The organism is Rhizobium giardinii bv. giardinii H152 (assembly GCF_000379605.1).
Lineage (GTDB): Bacteria > Pseudomonadota > Alphaproteobacteria > Rhizobiales > Rhizobiaceae > Pararhizobium > Pararhizobium giardinii.
The window spans coordinates 165,242-180,815 of sequence record NZ_KB902757.1 but is presented as its reverse complement, the minus strand read 5'-3'; the positions used below and the strand labels follow the sequence as shown (position 1 = coordinate 180,815).

Sequence of the window (15,574 nt, the reverse complement as noted above, 5' to 3'; positions counted from 1 at the left end):
TGTAGGCAAATGTTCACACTTTGTTCAAGTCCTGACCGAACACCTCTTTTCAACGGACAGGAATTCGTCCTATAGAGCCTGGCCTATCGACAAGCGGGGGACGCGGATTGGACATACGCTTTTCCGGCGCATCCGTCAGCTTTGGCGAGCGCACGGTTCTCCAGCCTCTGACCCTGACGCTCACCGAGCGGCGCATCGGCATCATCGGCCTCAACGGATCCGGCAAAACCACGTTTGCGCGCCTGATCAACGGCCTCGTCAAGCCGACGACCGGCAGCGTTTCCGTCAATGGGCTCGACACGGTGCGCGATGAGGGCGCGGTCCTCGCGGCGGCCGGCTTCATCTTCCAGAACCCGCAGCACCAGATCATCATGCCGATCGTGCACGAGGACATCGCTTTCGGCCTGAAGAATCGCGGCTTGAAGACCGACGAGATCGAACGCCGTGTGGCCGCCGTGCTCGTCCGGTTCGGCATTGCGCATCTGGCCAAGCGGCGGGTCCACGAACTCTCGGGCGGCGAGACGCAACTCGTCGCCATCTCCAGCATCGTCGTCACCGGCCCCGGCATCCTCATCCTGGATGAACCGACCAACCAACTGGATCTCAGGAATCGCCGGCTGATCGAAAACACCATTGCCGGTCTCGACGAGCACGCCATCGTCATCAGCCACGACCTGCCGCTGATCGAGCGTTTCGAGCGCGTGCTTTGGTTCCACGACGGCAAGCTCGTTGGCGACGGCCCGGCGCCGGAGACCATCCGTGCCTATCGCGAGGCGGCGGAATGCTGAACGGGCTGAATGTCGAGGGCAGCACGCCGCTGCACCGGATGTCGGTGCGCACGAAGCTCGCCATCCTGCTCGTTCTGGGCGTCGCGCTCTATTTTTTTTCGTCCCTTTTCGTGCTTGTCCCGGCCTTCGTGCTCGCCGCCGGCATCTATTTCACCACCGGCCTCACCGTCCGCGATGGCCTCAGCCGCCTGAAGCCGGTCCTTTTCACCATCGTGATCCTGCTCATCGCGACGGCTTACCTCGCCTCGATCCGCGAGGCGACGGAGGCCTTCTTCCGGCTGATGGCGCTTGTGCTGTTTGCGGGCGCCGTGACCGCGACGACCACAACCGGCGACTTCATCGACGAGATCACCCGTCTGCTGCAGCCGCTCGACCGGCTTGGCCTGGTGCGCGCCGCGGATGTCGGCCTCGCCTTCGGCCTCGTGCTGCGTTTCGTGCCCGATATCTTCAACCACTACCAGGCAATCCGTGAGGCGCATCGGGCCCGCGGCCTGAAGGTGCGGCCGTTGACGATCCTTGCACCGCTGATCATCCTGACGCTCAAGGATGCCGATACGATCGCCATGGCGATCGACGCGCGCGGCTTTCGCCGGCCCCGGAGCGACCGGAACAGGTGATTTGCGTGCTTTTGTAGCGCTACCGGCTTCCCTTGGGAGAAAAGCCGCTTTAGATCCGAGATACTAATGGACAAAGGACCCGTCATGACCACCAGAGACCTTGTGCTTGTTGCTCTTTTCACTGCGATCATCGTGGTTCTCGGGTTAATCCCACCCATCACGCTCGGCTTCATTCCCGTGCCGATTACGGCCCAGTCGATGGGCGTGATGCTGGCCGGCTGCATCATCGGGGCCAAGCGTGGCGCGCTCGCCTATGTCCTCTTCGTGCTGCTCGTGGCAGCCGGCCTGCCCGTCCTTTCCGGCGGCAGGGGTGGCCTTGCCATCATCCAGGGTCCGACCGGCGGCTTCATCCTCGGCTGGATCGTCGCCACCTACGTCACCGGCCTGATCGCCGAACGGCTGGTGAAGGACGGGCAGAACGAGATCAGGCAGTTCGCTGCCTTTTTCATCGCCTCCGTCGTCGGCGGCATCGTGGTGCTCTACGCCATCGGCATGCCGTGGGTCAGCATGACGACCGGCGCGCCGCTCACCGACGTTGCGACAGGCTCGCTTGCCTTCATTCCCGGCGACCTCCTGAAAGCCGCCATCGCGGCGCTTGCCGCCCGAGCGGTCCTCATTGGCTATCCGCTGCTGCCGCACCGCGCCTGACCTGCCTTTGTAAATCCTCCAGCGGGGCGACGAGGCATTTGCCGAGCCCCCGCTGTTGAAAACGCGGCAATCGCCCTACCTATGCCATGGACCTTGCCCCTACGAAGCCATAGGTTTGCGCCATGACCACGATCCTGTTCGAAAACCCGATCTTTCTGGAACATCAGGTTCCGGAAGGTCACCCGGAACGGCCCGACCGGCTGAAGGCGCTCAATCTGGCGCTGGAGCACGAGCGGTTTTCGTCGCTATCGCGGCTTGAGGCGCCGCAGGGCAATGAGGATCTGGTGCTGCTTGCCCATCCGGAAGAGCATCTGCGCACCGTGATGTCGGCCATGCCCGAGGAAGGCATCAATGCCATCGAGGCCGATACCTATGCGAGCCCTGCGAGCCTGCAGGCGGCACTGACCGGCATCGGCGGCGCGGTCGCCGCAGTCGATGCGGTGTTTTCCGGCAAGGCCGACAACGCCTTTGTCGCCGCCCGCCCGCCCGGCCACCATGCCGAGAAAAACCAGGCGATGGGCTTTTGCTTCTTCAACACCATCGCCATCGCCGCCCGCCATGCACAGCGACGGCATGGTGCCGAACGGGTCGCCATCGTCGACTGGGACGTGCATCACGGCAACGGCACGCAGGACATCTTCTGGGACGATCCGTCGGTGCTGTTCTGTTCGACCCATCAGATGCCCCTTTATCCCGGTACCGGCGCCAAGTCCGAGACGGGTGCCGGCAACATCGTCAATGCACCGCTGTCGCCCGACACCGGCAGCGACCATTTCCGCGAGGCCTTCAAGTCGCGCGTGCTTCCCGCACTCGAAGAATTCCGCCCGGATTTCATCCTGATCTCCGCCGGCTTCGATGCCCATCACCGCGACCCGCTGGCACAGATCAATCTCGTCGCCGACGATTTCGACTGGGCGACCGGGCGGCTGCTCGACGCCGCCGGCAAGACCGCCAACAATCGCATCGTCAGCCTGCTCGAAGGCGGCTACGATCTCCAGGGCCTGGCCGAATCGGCCGGCACCCACATCTATCGCCTGATGAGAGGATGACCATGACCACCGCCCCGCAAACCGCTGCGATCGACGTTTCCTCCCTATCCTTCGAAAAGGCCGTCGAGGAGCTGGAAGCGATCGTCTCCGCGCTCGAACGCGGCGACGTCGCCCTCGACAGGTCGATCGAAATCTACGAACGCGGCGAGGCGCTGAAGAAACATTGCGAGGCGCTGCTCAGCGCCGCCGAAAACCGCATCGAAAAGATCAGGCTCGACCGCGCCGGCAAGCCGCAGGGGGTTGAGCCGCTCGACGGGGAGTGAGGAATCAAATCGCAGGCTGATTTTCGGCAAACAAACAGTTGACCCAGGGCGCAATAGCGGCCGATCATCGCGGCGATAAACGAACTCCGCCCACTCGGCCATAGAGAGGATGCTGTCATGTCCTTCTTTCCCGGACCAGACCCCCTCGCCGGTGATGCGCCGGCGTGCGATGCGATCGAGCATCTGATCATTCCGCGCACCAGCGACATCGGCAATCTTGAGGTGCGCCGTGCTTTGCCGACGGCGAAGCGCCGGCTGGTCGGGCCGTTCATCTTCTTCGACCGCATGGGCCCGGCGCTGCTCAAGGCCGGCGAGGCGCTCGACGTGCGGCCGCATCCGCATATCGGCCTCTCCACCGTTACCTATCTCTTCGACGGGGAGATCAAACATCGCGACAGCCTCGGCACGGAAATGGTCATCGAGCCCGGCGATCTCAACCTGATGACCGCCGGGCGCGGCATCGTGCATTCGGAACGCTCGCCGGAAAACCTGCGTGGGCTGCCGCAGTCGATCTCCGGGCTGCAGACATGGCTGGCGCTGCCCGATCAATACGAGGAAATCGATCCGATCTTCACCCACACCGAAAAGCGTGACCTGCCGTCCTTCAACTATGGTGGCATGGAAGGCCGGGTGGTCATCGGCGGGTTCGAAGGCATGCGGTCGCCCGTCTCGGTGTTTTCCGACACGATCTATGTCGATCTGAAGATCGAGCCGGGCAAGAGCGCACCCTTCGCGGCAGACTGGGAGGAGCGCGCGCTCTACATCCTCGAAGGCGAGGCGATCATCGCCGGCGACCATTTCTCAGACAACCAGCTTCTGGTGTTCCGCGCCGGCGACCGGATCACCGTCACGGCTGGTGCCAAGGGCTGTCACGTCATGCTGTTCGGCGGCGCGGCGCTGGGCTCGGCCCGGCATATCTGGTGGAACTTCGTTTCCTCGTCGAAGGAGCGGATCGAACAGGCCAAGGAGGAGTGGCGTACCGGCCGCTTCGACATCGTGCCCGGGGACAGCCAGGAGTTTATCCCTTTGCCGGAACGGTAATATTCGTTAAACTCCTTGTTTGCGCCGCAAGAAAACCCGCTTTTGCAATCCATATCGATTCCGTTTAAAGACGCGGGTTCCTGCGGACACCCTATTTGATATCGCGGCTCCTGAAAGAGCCGCGGGAACGAAGGCCTTTCAGCGTGACACAACTGCCAGTCAACCCCATGCCGGCAACTCCCCTTCTCGATCAGGTGACCTATCCCGACGATCTGAAGAAGATCGACGACAAGGATCTGCCGCAACTGGCAACCGAATTGCGCGCTGAAATGGTCGACGCGGTATCGCGCACCGGCGGGCATCTGGGCGCGGGCCTCGGCGTGGTCGAGCTGACGATCGCCATCCACAAGGTCTTCGACACACCGCATGACCGGCTGATCTTCGATGTCGGCCACCAGTGTTATCCGCACAAGATCCTCACCGGCCGCCGCGACCGCATCCGCACGCTGCGCCAGGAAAACGGCCTTTCCGGCTTCACCCGCCGGGCAGAGAGCGAATACGACCCCTTCGGCGCCGCCCATTCCTCGACCTCGATCTCCGCCGGCCTCGGCATGGCGGTCGCAGCCGATCTCTCCGGCGAAGCGCGCAACGTCATCGCCGTGATCGGCGACGGCGCCATGTCGGCCGGCATGGCCTATGAGGCGCTGAACAATGCCGGCGCACTCGATGCGCGCCTCATCGTCATCCTCAACGACAACGACATGTCGATCGCCCCGCCGACAGGCGCGATGAGTGCCTATCTGGCGCGCCTCGCCTCCGGCCGCACCTATATGGGCTTCCGCGAACTCGGCAAGAAACTGACGGCCTATCTCGGCAAGTCGGTGGACCGGGCGATCACCCGCGCCGTCGAGCACGCGCGCGGTTACGTGACCGGCGGCACGCTGTTCGAGGAGATGGGCTTCTATCACATCGGGCCGATAGACGGTCATTCCTTCGACCATCTGCTGCCGGTGCTGCGCAACGTCCGCGACAACTCCAAGGGGCCGGTGCTGATCCATGTGGTGACGCAGAAGGGCAAGGGTTATCCGCCGGCGGAGGCTGCCGCCGACAAGTACCACGGCGTCAACACTTTCGACGTCATCACCGGCGCGCAGGCCAAGGCCAAGCCGAATGCCCCTGCCTATACCTCGGTCTTCGCCGAGGCGCTGACGCAGGAAGCAGGCTATGACGACAAGATCGTCGCCATCACCGCCGCCATGCCCTCCGGCACGGGGCTCGACAAATTCGCCCTGGCCCATCCCTCCCGCTGCTTCGATGTGGGCATCGCCGAACAGCACGCAGTGACCTTTGCAGCCGGTCTTGCCTCAGAAGGCTACAAGCCGTTTGCTGCGCTTTACTCGACCTTCCTGCAGCGCGGCTACGACCAGGTCGTTCACGACGTGGCGATCCAGGGCTTGCCGGTTCGCTTCCCGATCGACCGTGCCGGTTTCGTCGGCGCCGACGGGCCGACGCATGCAGGCTCGTTCGACACAACCTATCTTGCCACCCTGCCCGGCTTCGTCGTCATGGCAGCCGCTGACGAGGCGGAACTGAAGCACATGGTGCGCACGGCAGCCGCCTATGATCAGGGGCCGATCTCGTTCCGCTATCCGCGCGGCGAAGGCATCGGTGTCGAGATGCCCGAGCGCGGCCAGATTCTGGAAATCGGCAAGGGCCGGGTGATGAAGCAGGGCTCCAAGGTCGCGCTGCTTTCCTTCGGCACTCGCCTTGCCGACTGTCTGCTCGCCGCCGAAGACCTCGACGCGGCAGGACTGTCCACGACAGTTGTCGATGCCCGCTTCGCCAAGCCGCTCGACCATGACCTGATCCGCCAGCTTGCCCGCCATCACGAAGTGCTGATCACCATCGAGGAAGGCGCTGTCGGCGGCTTCGGCAGTCACGTGCTGCAATTCCTCACGCATGAGGGTCTGCTCGACAATGGCCTGAAAATCCGGCCGATGGTTTTGCCGGATATCTGGATGGAACAGGCCAAGCCCGAAGCCATGTATGCCAAGGCCGGCCTCGACCGCGCCGGCATCGTCGCGACGGTGTTCCGCGCTCTCGGCCAAAAGGAAATCGGCGTCGAGGCGGCGGGCTAATTGGCCGGCTTGCCGTTCGCCGCAGGCCTTTGGTTCTGCAGCTTTTTCAAGCGCTCATGCGGCCCGGCGCTTGTCGCGGGCGGGCGTGTTTGCTGAACTGCCGGTATCCAGGACGAATTGGGAGATCAGGTCGCGCAGGCGACTTGCCTCGTTGGCGAGCGTTGCGCTCGCCGCATTCGTCTCTTCCACCATCGCTGCGTTCTGCTGGGTCACCTGGTCCATCTGGTTGACGGCGGTGTTGACTTCAGCCAGGCCGACCGACTGTTCGCGCGCCGAGGTGGCGATCGCGTCCATATGCTGGTTGATCGTCACGACATAGGTTTCGATGGTCTTCAGCGCGTCCCCGGTTTCGCGCACCAGCTTGACGCCACCTTCGACTTCGACACTCGAATTGCGGATCAGTTCCTTGATTTCTTTCGCCGCCCTGGCGGAACGCTGGGCCAGTTCGCGCACTTCCTGGGCGACGACCGCAAAGCCCTTGCCTGCATCCCCTGCGCGCGCCGCTTCCACCCCGGCATTGAGTGCCAGGAGATTGGTCTGGAACGCGATTTCATCGATGACACCGATGATGTTGGAGATCTGGCTGGAGGATTCCTCGATACGGCGCATGGCATCGACAGCATCGGCAACGACAGCACCCGACTGGGCGGCACTGGTATTGGCCTGAATCGCGACGGTGCGGGCCTCATCGGCGCGCTTGGAGGAATTGGCGACGTTGACGGTTACCTCGTCGAGCGCTGCGGCGGTCTCCTCGAGCGAAGCCGCCTGCTGCTCGGTGCGACGCGACAGGTCGTCCGAGCTGGAACTGATTTCACGGGTGCCGTTGTCGATCGCACTCGCCGATAGGGCAACGGCGGAAAGCGTACCGCCCAATTGATTGACCGCGGCGTTGAGATCGTGGCGCAGCGTTTCGAAATCGGGAGAAAAGGGTTCGACGAGCTGGAACGAGAGGTCACCACTGGCGAGCCGGCGCAGGCCGGCTGCAAGACCGGAGGTTGCCTGCTGCAGGCGCGCTTGCGCTGCAGCTTCCGCCTCTTCACGCAAGCGGATGCCGTCGGCTTCGGACCGTGCCCGGGCGGATTGAGCCTCTTCTTCGAGGCGGCGGTTGGTGATCGCTGCCTGCCGGAAAACCTCGACGGCGCCGGCCATTTCTCCGATCTCATCCTTGCGCCCCACATAGGGAATCACGGATGTCACATCGCCATCGGCAAGCCCGGTCATGGACCGCGTCGTCGCGATGATCGGTTTGGAGATCGAGCGGCCGACCAGATAGACCGTCAGCGCCAGAACCAGGATCGCCGCGAGCACCGCGGCAGCGGCAAGCGTCCCGATGCGCGCAGCCATTTCGGCATTTTCCACCTCGGCTGCCTTGCGGATAGCGTCGAGTTGCACGGTTAGCTCTTCGAAGATCGGCTCGATATCCGCAAATGCCTTGGAAACGCTCTGGCGAGCCTCGCTCTCGGTTTCGGCGACCACAACATAGTCCTTGAAGGCTGACTGGTAGGCGTTGAGCGCTTTCATGATGGCGTCATACGCGTCCTTCGAACCGAAACGGGCCGGCTCGAATGCAGAAAAGGCCTTCGCTTCCGTCTCGTGCTTTGCCACGTATTTGGCATCGCGACGCATGATGAAATCCTTCTCATGCCGCCGCATCGTCAGCATGCTGACCTTGAGTTCGGTGTCCCGGACTGCTTTCAGCAGTTCCTCGATCAAATGGACGGCCGCGCGCATCTCCCCCTCGCGCCCCGTCGACGGGTCGAGGCCCAGCGCGGAATTGGCATCGACCAACGCCTTGAACTGGTTGAGATAGGCATCAAAACCTGCGGAAATCGCCAGCAGCTTTTGTTGCACGGAGGCGTCGGTGACTGATTGCTTCAGCGCGTCCAACTGCGCATGGGCCTCGGCGGCGAACTGTGCATGACGGGCAATGGACTTGGCATCCTTGCGCAAGAGAAAATCCTTTTCGGCGCGGCGCTCCTCAAGCAGCTTGTTTTCCAGCACCAGCAGCGCCTTGCCGGACGCCTGGATTGCCCTTTCCTTGTCCCGGAATGTCTGCTCCATCGTTTTTTCGACGGAGAAGATGGCGACGATCGACAAAATTCCGGCAACGGCGATCGGGACGAGGAGGCCGATCTTGTGGGACAACTTGAACCGCATGTGAAACTCCAATTCGCAAGGCATGCGCGGCAGCCCCGCGTCGCCGGTGTGGACGTGAGAAAAAATTGCAGGGACATTGCGCCGGATCTCGGCTGTCGCCGGAAGGCACTCAGAATGCGCCGCTGAAGCAATCGCTTTGGGCAGATTCACCGGAAGCAGCATGGACCGGTACCGTGGACGCCATCGGCGCACGGCTTGAGTTCTTTAAAGTTAGTATTTTCGAATTAACGAATCATGAAAGAAATTCTCATGAATTGTGGGAGCGCTTTCAACTGCAGCGGACGTCAATTCGCCGTTTATGCGCGCATCGCACCGCACCGGAACGACCATCGGCTGGCATCAGCACAACTCGGTTTCCGCCTTTCGCCTCCGCAAGGCCCACCCTCGACGCGGTATTATTTAACCCGGAGCCGCCCATAAGCCTTGCCATACGGGCCTCGACGCGCCATGACGGGCCATGTCAAACGAACCGAAAACCACCGTCCGCCTCGACCAGCTGCTCTTGAACCTGGGGCTTGTCGCCAGCCGTTCGCGCGCCCGCGATGCGATCCAGCGCGGCACTGTCACCGTCAATGGCCGCACGGTCACCAAGCCAAGCTCCACCTTTCCCGAGGATGTGACAATCGGCATCGACGATCCGGTCCAGGCCTATGTTTCGCGCGCCGCCCTGAAGCTGAAGGCGGGTCTGGAACATTTCAAGCTGTCGCCGGAGGGGCTGGACTGTCTCGACATCGGCGCCTCGACCGGCGGCTTTACGGAAATCCTGCTTCACAACGGCGCAGCGCATGTGATTTCGATCGACGTCGGCCACGGCCAATTCCACCCGCGGCTGGAAGCCGATCCGCGCGTCACCAACATCGAGGGGCTGAATGCCCGGGTGCTGGACGAGGATCATCTCGACGGCCATGCCATTTCATTCGTCGTCTCCGACGTCTCCTTCATCTCGCTAAAGCTCGCCCTGCCGCCGGCGCTGGACCTTGCCGAGCCCGGCGCCCATTGCATCCTTCTGGTCAAGCCGCAGTTCGAGGCCGGCCGCGAGGCCGTCAGCAAGGCGGGCCTGCTCAAGGATCCGGACAGCGCGCCCGCCGTTGCCGCCGAGCTGGAGCGCTGGCTCATCGAGGACATGGGCTGGGAAAGCCTCGGCCTCATCCCCTCGCCGATCTCCGGCGGCGACGGCAACGAGGAATATCTTCTGGCCGGCCGCAAGCCGCTGGACGACGACGCCCCCTTGGACGAAGACGCCCCCTTGGACCAAGACGCATGAGCACCGAGACGCTGACCATCGAGAAGCTTGGCATGTCCGGCGACGGCATCGCCCGCGGCCCGTTCGGGCCGGTCTATGTGTCCTTCACGCTGCCCGGCGAAACGGTGGCGCTGGCGGTGAACAGGGACAGGGGCACGGTGATGTCGATGTCCGATCCTTCGCCGGACCGCGTCGAGCCGAAGTGCCGGCATTTCGGACCGGATGGCGAAAACGGCGCCTGCGGCGGCTGCAGCCTGCAGCATGCGAGCGACAGCCTCTACCAGGACTTCAAGCGTCAATTGGTCGTTGACGCGCTGAAATCGAAAGCGCTGCAGGCCGAGGTTGCACCGCTGGTGCTTGCCCATCCCGGTGAACGCCGGCGCACGGTGTTCACCGCACGGCGGACCGAGAAGGAACTGCTGCTCGGCTACAACCAGGCCGAAAGCCACCACATCGTCTCGATCTCAGAATGTCCCATCGCAAGCCCCGGCATCGTGTCTCGGCTTGCAACCATCCGGACGATCGCCAGTGTCATGGCCGTCGGCGCCGAGCCGTTCCGCATCACCGTGCTCGAAACGCTCTCCGGCCTCGACCTTGCTTTCGAGGGCATCAACAAGATGGACGACCGGCAGCGGCGCATGGCGGTCGAAACCGTTCTTGGCCAAAAGGGTGTGGCCCGTCTCAGCCTCAACGGCGAAATCCTGGTCGAGCCGGTCAAGCCCGTCATCGATTTCGGCGGCGTTTCCGTCTCGCCGCCGCCGGGAAGCTTTACCCAGGCGACAAAGCCGGCCGAGGACGTGATGGCGGAGCTGGTGATGGCGCATCTCGGCAAGGCCAAACGTGTCGCCGACCTCTTTGCAGGTTCCGGCACCTTCTCGCTGCGGATTGCCAGGAAAGCCCGCGTCCACGCCGTCGAAGGCGAGGACAAGGCGCTGAAGGCGCTCGATCTTGCCGCCCGCAACACACAAGGCCTGAAGCCGGTCACTGTCGAGAAACGCGACCTCTACCGCCGCCCGATGATGGCCTCGGAGCTGAAGATCTACGACGCCATCGTCTTCGACCCGCCACGGGCCGGCGCCGAAGTCCAGACGAAGGAAATCGCCCGCTGCGGCGCAAGGAAAATCATCGCCGTCTCCTGCAATCCGGTGACGCTGGTGCGCGACCTGCGCATTCTGGTCGATGCCGGTTACCGGATCACGTCGGTGACGCCGATCGATCAGTTTCTGTGGTCATCGCATGTGGAAGTGGTCGCGACGCTGGAGAAATGACCCGGGAACGTCTCAGAACGTGCCAAGAGGGAACGATCCCGCTGTGTCGCGTTGCGCGTCGTGAAAACAATATCCCCTCGAAGTTTCGCACTTCGAGGGGACGTTTAAGCTGATGGCGATCAGGCTGCGCGGCGACCGTAAGCCGGCCGCCGTGCAACAGGTGCCACCTGGCTGCCACCCAGGTTGAACTGCGAGAGCAACTCGTTCAGCGCCGCGGCTTCGGAAGCGAGGCCATGGCTGGCTGCCGTCTGTTCCTCGACCATGGCGGCGTTCTGCTGGGTGCCCTGGTCCATGGTGTTGACGGCCGTGTTGATCTCCTGCAGGCCGGTCGACTGCTCGCGGGTGGCCGTCACGATCGCGCCGATATGGGCGTTGATCTCCTGGACTTCCGCAACGATCTTCTGCAACGACTGGCCGGTTTCGCCGACCAGCGCCACGCCGGCGCGAACTTGCTGGCCCGACGTGGTGATCAGCGCCTTGATCTCCTTGGCCGCATTGGCCGAGCGCTGGGCGAGTTCGCGCACTTCCTGGGCAACGACGGCAAAACCCTTGCCCGCGTCACCGGCGCGTGCTGCCTCGACGCCCGCATTCAGCGCCAGAAGGTTGGTCTGGAAGGCGATGTCGTCGATGACGCCGATGATATTGCTGATCTCACCGGACGACTTCTCGATGCCCTGCATGGCGTTGACGGCGTCGCGGACGACTTCGCCAGACTTTTCCGCCCCGGCGCGGGTGCGGGCGACCAGCTGGCCGACTTCCTCGGCGCGGCGGGCCGAATCCTTGACCGTCGTGGTGATTTCCTCGAGTGCTGCGGCGGTCTCCTCGACGGAGGCGGCCTGCTGTTCGGTGCGGCGGGCAAGGTCGTCGGCGGCATGGCGGATTTCGCTGGCGCCGGCATCGATTGCCCGGGCATTGGTTCCGACAGCCTGAAGCGCGTCGTGGAGCTTGGAGACGGAGTTGTTGAAGTCGGCGCGCAGGCGGTCGAGATGCGCGACGAAAGGAATGGAGATGCGGTAACCGAGGTCACCGTCGGCAAGACGGCCGAGACCGGTCGCCAGCGCTTCGACGGCCTGCTGGATGTCGGCGGTTTCCTTCGCCTTCAGCGCTTCGCGCTCGCAGCGCTCCTTTTCCGACAGCGAACGACCGGCGTCGGCTTCACCTTCGAGGCGCACGCGCTCGATGGCATTAGTGCGGAAGACGGCGACGGCGGCGGCCATGGAACCGATCTGGTCGCGGCGTTCCTGGCCGGGAATTTCAGCCTTCAGGTCGCCGCTGGCAAGCCGCTCCATCGCACGCGTCATATCGGTGACCGGGCGGATGACGAGGCGGCTGAGCAATGTCGCGAGGAAGGCGATCATCACGCCGACGGCGAGAAGCGTGGCAATGGTTGCGGCGATACGGAACTGGCCGACGGCGGAATAGGCAAGATCGGCATCAACTGCGAAGCCGACATACCATTCGACCGAAGGCAGGCCGGCGACCGGCACGAAGCTGACGAGCATCGGCTTGCCGCCAAGATCGGTTGGCATGATCGAGGAGGAGATCGACGGCGTGGCTGCCGGGAAGGCCTCCGCGAGCGTCTTGGTGACAAGCTTTGCGTCCGGATGAACGAGGATCTGGCCCGACTTGTTGACGAGGAAGGCAAAACCTGTGCCGCCGCCGACATCGACGGACTTGATCATGTCGACGAGGGTCTTGAGCGAGAAATCGCTGCCTGCGATGCCGAACAGCTTGCCATCGCGCTTGACCGGAACGGCCGCGCTGATGATCAGGTCGCCGCTCGACGCGTCGATATAGGGATCGGTGAGTACGCTGGTATCGGCCTTGGCAGCCTGCTGATACCACGGGCGCTTGCGCGGGTCATAATCCGCCGGCAGCGGCAAATCCGGCCAGCTGGTGAATTTCCCGGTCTCGTCGCCGACATAGGTGCTGAGGAATTCCTTCTCCAGGACACCGTTCTTGAGCGCGCCGACGAGGCCCGCGTGATCGGCGGCGCTGCCGGCCGCGTTTGCGGCCATTGCCGTCAAGGTGACGCGGCCGTTCAGCCAGTTGGCAACGCTCTGGGCGGCCTGCTTGCCGGAGGAGGCAATGTTCTCCTCGACCGCGCGCGTCGTCACGGCATGCTGGAGGCTGTCGATATAGACGGAAAAGCCGGCAAAGGCGGCGATGACGACAAGCGACGCGGCGATGAGAATGCGCGTCATCAGGTTAGATCTTTTGGACAAGGCAGGCTTCCTTATTGCGGTGCAGCTTTGCGCAACCAAATCGCCAATGGGCGCGACGGCGCGCGGGGCAGACCCCTGAGTTCGCGAGAATGAAGACATGCCCGGAGGCGAAAACGGCGCGCGTCATGCGGCCTGGGGGGCTGGTATGAGATGCCCGTGATGGCCGGACCATAGCCCGGCGTACTTAAGGCAGCGTTAAAAATTCATTGGCTGATATGCGGGGATTTTATCGGACTTCCCGCCTATTCGGCGGCCTGTCTCAAAGCCGAAAGCAGGGCCGGTTTTTTCAGCCCCCAGGCGGTCGCGAGATGCATCGAAGAGGAAATGCCGGCATTGAGCATGAAGGGACCCGGTGTATCCGCCCGCACCCGCGAGGCAGGTCTCGGCTTCAACGGCGTTCCATGCCCCATCCCCTCGATCAGGTACAACTCGACGGCCATCTTGCCGGACGCATTCTTCCAGACGCGGCGGATATGACCGTCGACCGCACTCTGCGTGAAGGCATCGCGCTCGAGCCCATGGACGTCAAGCCATTGCTGGAGCAGCGCCTCGGCATTGGAGAGCGAGACCGTGTGGTCCCGCGTCCCGTGCCAGATGGAAACCGTGGGGAAATCCCGCTTCACCGAGGATGCGGCACGCACAAGGTCGCCCCATTCCTGCGGTGTCCGCTGCGGCGCGTTCTTCATGGCAGCGAGCGCGCGCTGCACGTCGCGGGCAGCGCCATAGGGCAGACCGGCGATGATGCCGCCGGCACGAAACACGTCTGGATAAGCGGCCAGCATGGCCGCGGTCATTGCACCGCCAGCCGAAAGGCCGGTGATGAACACCCGCTTGCGGTCGATACCGTGCGTCGCCGCCATCTTGGCGACCATCTGGAGGATCGACATCACCTCGCCGCGGTCGCGCGCCACATTGCTCGGGCGGAACCAGTTGAAACAGAGATTGGCGTTGTTCGAGCGTTTCTGCTCGGCATAGACGACGGCAAAGCCGCGCTCGCGCGCCAGCGTCGACCAGCCACTGCCCTGGTCATAGGCTTCCGCCGTCTGATGGCAACCATGCAGGACGACGACGAGCGGCGATTTCTTCTGCAGTCCCCGGGGCACATAACGCAGCATGCGCAGATGGCCGGGATTGCTGCCGAATGCCTTGACCTCCTCCAGCCTGTGGACCGCTTTCGGCTTTGCGGTTGCCGGCACCGATGCCGGGGCAGAGGTGGCAGAAACAACAGCCTTGCGGGTGATCTTGACGGCCTTGGCGAGAGTCCTTTCCCACCGCCGGTGCTGTCTCAGCATATCGGAGAGGGAAAGCTTGAAACGAGACCGCATGGACGAATCCTTGACTTTGCCGGCTGCCCCCAGTGCCGAAATTCCTCCACGCAACAGACTGCAATATGGGTCTCATCCCGCCCTCCGGCAAGGCATGATACGTACAAAGTCCTCAGCGGCGCATGAAAGCCTCGAAGGCAGCGCGCGCTTCTGCACTCTTCAGTTGTGCGGCGAAGTGTTCGGCCTCCTCCTCGATGCGTGCAAGCACGTCGGACCGGTCGCCACGGATCAACCGGCGAGCGATGCGCAGGGCTTCCGGCGGCTTCCTGGCGAGGTTCGCGGCGAGTGCCAGCACCTCCTCCTCGATCGCGTCAGCGCCGGCAATCCTCCAGATCAACCCGGCTTCCTGCGCTTCCTCCGCCGTGAAGGGTTGGCCCGCGGCGAGCAGCGCAAAGGCGCGCTGGTGGCCGGCGATGCGCGGTACGATCAGGCTGGAGGCGGCTTCCGGCACCAGCGCCAGATCGACGAACGGCGTCTTGAAGACCGAGCGCGCCGAGGCGATCGTCAGATCGCAGTGGAGGTGGATCGTCGTACCGATGCCGATCGCCAGGCCGTCGACACCGGAAACGACGGGCTTGGCAGCACCGGCCAGCGCGCGCAGGAAGTCGAGCACCTCCTGCCCCATGGTTCCGCCCACGGCAAAGGCCATGAAATCGGCCATGTCGTTGCCGGCCGAAAAACAGCCTTCGGTCCCGAGAAAAACGGTGACGCGGACGGCGTCATCGGTGCCGGCGACGGTAAGCGCATTGGCCATCTTGGCGTACATCGCCCTGGTAATGGCATTCTTCTTGGCCGGTCGGTTGAACCGTATGACCTGAACGCCAGGATAGTCTTGCGGCCGCTCGATCAGAACGTCGTCGGTCATGGCAGTC

The 15,574-nt window shown here is 63.5% G+C and carries 13 protein-coding genes; 9 read left to right on the top strand and 4 right to left on the bottom strand.

Translation table 11 applies throughout. The annotated features are described in order from the left end of the window. Nucleotides 1–107: 107 nt before the first annotated feature. The 7 genes from A3AY_RS0133950 to dxs all read left to right on the top strand — a co-directional run bounded on the left by A3AY_RS0133950 (nucleotide 108) and on the right by dxs (nucleotide 6,484). Complete coding sequence (locus A3AY_RS0133950; RefSeq protein ID WP_018330123.1) at nucleotides 108–788, top strand: energy-coupling factor ABC transporter ATP-binding protein; 681 nt, start codon at nucleotides 108–110, stop codon at nucleotides 786–788. Then, nucleotides 782–1,405: an energy-coupling factor transporter transmembrane component T family protein gene (locus tag A3AY_RS0133945; protein ID WP_018330122.1), complete on the top strand. Its 624-nt coding sequence runs from the start codon at nucleotides 782–784 to the stop codon at nucleotides 1,403–1,405. Before A3AY_RS0133950 ends, A3AY_RS0133945 begins: the two co-directional genes overlap by 7 nt. A gap of 84 nt (nucleotides 1,406–1,489) precedes the next feature. Beyond that, complete coding sequence (locus A3AY_RS0133940; protein WP_026204114.1) at nucleotides 1,490–2,053, top strand: biotin transporter BioY; 564 nt, start codon at nucleotides 1,490–1,492, stop codon at nucleotides 2,051–2,053. Between the two features lie 122 nt (nucleotides 2,054–2,175). Beyond that, nucleotides 2,176–3,102, top strand: a complete 927-nt coding sequence (locus A3AY_RS0133935; RefSeq protein ID WP_018330120.1) for a histone deacetylase family protein — start codon at nucleotides 2,176–2,178, stop codon at nucleotides 3,100–3,102. A 2-nt stretch (nucleotides 3,103–3,104) separates the two neighbouring features. Beyond that, nucleotides 3,105–3,365, top strand: coding sequence for an exodeoxyribonuclease VII small subunit (locus tag A3AY_RS0133930; RefSeq protein WP_085995090.1), 261 nt, complete (start codon nucleotides 3,105–3,107; stop codon nucleotides 3,363–3,365). A gap of 117 nt (nucleotides 3,366–3,482) precedes the next feature. Further along, nucleotides 3,483–4,406: a pirin family protein gene (locus tag A3AY_RS0133925; RefSeq protein ID WP_018330118.1), complete on the top strand. Its 924-nt coding sequence runs from the start codon at nucleotides 3,483–3,485 to the stop codon at nucleotides 4,404–4,406. A gap of 167 nt (nucleotides 4,407–4,573) precedes the next feature. Next, nucleotides 4,574–6,484, top strand: a complete 1,911-nt coding sequence (gene dxs / locus A3AY_RS0133920; protein WP_018330117.1) for a 1-deoxy-D-xylulose-5-phosphate synthase — start codon at nucleotides 4,574–4,576, stop codon at nucleotides 6,482–6,484. Nucleotides 6,485–6,538: 54 nt separating this feature from the next. Here dxs and A3AY_RS0133915 read toward each other — a convergent pair whose 3' ends face one another. Then, complete coding sequence (locus A3AY_RS0133915; protein WP_026204112.1) at nucleotides 6,539–8,641, bottom strand: methyl-accepting chemotaxis protein; 2,103 nt, start codon at nucleotides 8,639–8,641, stop codon at nucleotides 6,539–6,541. 457 nt (nucleotides 8,642–9,098) lie between these two features. On the opposite strand from A3AY_RS0133915, the gene A3AY_RS0133910 reads away from it, so the two are divergent. Both A3AY_RS0133910 and A3AY_RS0133905 read left to right on the top strand, forming a co-directional pair. Next, nucleotides 9,099–9,905, top strand: a complete 807-nt coding sequence (locus A3AY_RS0133910; RefSeq protein ID WP_018330115.1) for a TlyA family RNA methyltransferase — start codon at nucleotides 9,099–9,101, stop codon at nucleotides 9,903–9,905. Further along, nucleotides 9,902–11,152, top strand: a complete 1,251-nt coding sequence (locus A3AY_RS0133905; protein WP_018330114.1) for a class I SAM-dependent RNA methyltransferase — start codon at nucleotides 9,902–9,904, stop codon at nucleotides 11,150–11,152. Before A3AY_RS0133910 ends, A3AY_RS0133905 begins: the two co-directional genes overlap by 4 nt. A gap of 119 nt (nucleotides 11,153–11,271) precedes the next feature. On the opposite strand, the gene mcpU is transcribed toward A3AY_RS0133905, so the two are convergent. From mcpU to A3AY_RS0133890, 3 genes are all read right to left on the bottom strand, one after another. Next, nucleotides 11,272–13,377 carry a methyl-accepting chemotaxis protein McpU gene (gene mcpU / locus A3AY_RS0133900; protein ID WP_026204111.1) on the bottom strand — a complete coding sequence of 702 codons (2,106 nt, stop codon included), beginning with the start codon at nucleotides 13,375–13,377 and terminating at the stop codon, nucleotides 11,272–11,274. Between the two features lie 242 nt (nucleotides 13,378–13,619). After that, on the bottom strand, nucleotides 13,620–14,702 hold the full coding sequence (locus A3AY_RS0133895) for an extracellular catalytic domain type 1 short-chain-length polyhydroxyalkanoate depolymerase (protein ID WP_018330112.1): 1,083 nt from the start codon (nucleotides 14,700–14,702) through the stop codon (nucleotides 13,620–13,622). Nucleotides 14,703–14,814: 112 nt separating this feature from the next. After that, nucleotides 14,815–15,567: a crotonase/enoyl-CoA hydratase family protein gene (locus A3AY_RS0133890; RefSeq protein WP_018330111.1), complete on the bottom strand. Its 753-nt coding sequence runs from the start codon at nucleotides 15,565–15,567 to the stop codon at nucleotides 14,815–14,817. Nucleotides 15,568–15,574: the final 7 nt, after the last annotated feature.

Excerpts from the sequence above, each read along its gene's own strand:
- A3AY_RS0133925 (WP_018330118.1), top strand. The coding sequence starts at position 3,483 with ATGTCCTTCTTTCCCGGACCAGACCCCCTCGCCGGTGATGCGCCGGCG.
- A3AY_RS0133910 (WP_018330115.1), top strand. The coding sequence starts at position 9,099 with ATGTCAAACGAACCGAAAACCACCGTCCGCCTCGACCAGCTGCTCTTG.
- A3AY_RS0133940 (WP_026204114.1), top strand. The coding sequence starts at position 1,490 with ATGACCACCAGAGACCTTGTGCTTGTTGCTCTTTTCACTGCGATCATC.
- A3AY_RS0133895 (WP_018330112.1), bottom strand. The coding sequence starts at position 14,702 with ATGCGGTCTCGTTTCAAGCTTTCCCTCTCCGATATGCTGAGACAGCAC.
- A3AY_RS0133905 (WP_018330114.1), top strand. The coding sequence starts at position 9,902 with ATGAGCACCGAGACGCTGACCATCGAGAAGCTTGGCATGTCCGGCGAC.
- A3AY_RS0133935 (WP_018330120.1), top strand. The coding sequence starts at position 2,176 with ATGACCACGATCCTGTTCGAAAACCCGATCTTTCTGGAACATCAGGTT.
- A3AY_RS0133945 (WP_018330122.1), top strand. The coding sequence starts at position 782 with ATGCTGAACGGGCTGAATGTCGAGGGCAGCACGCCGCTGCACCGGATG.
- dxs (WP_018330117.1), top strand. The coding sequence starts at position 4,574 with ATGCCGGCAACTCCCCTTCTCGATCAGGTGACCTATCCCGACGATCTG.
- A3AY_RS0133930 (WP_085995090.1), top strand. The coding sequence starts at position 3,105 with ATGACCACCGCCCCGCAAACCGCTGCGATCGACGTTTCCTCCCTATCC.
- A3AY_RS0133915 (WP_026204112.1), bottom strand. The coding sequence starts at position 8,641 with ATGCGGTTCAAGTTGTCCCACAAGATCGGCCTCCTCGTCCCGATCGCC.
- A3AY_RS0133890 (WP_018330111.1), bottom strand. The coding sequence starts at position 15,567 with ATGACCGACGACGTTCTGATCGAGCGGCCGCAAGACTATCCTGGCGTT.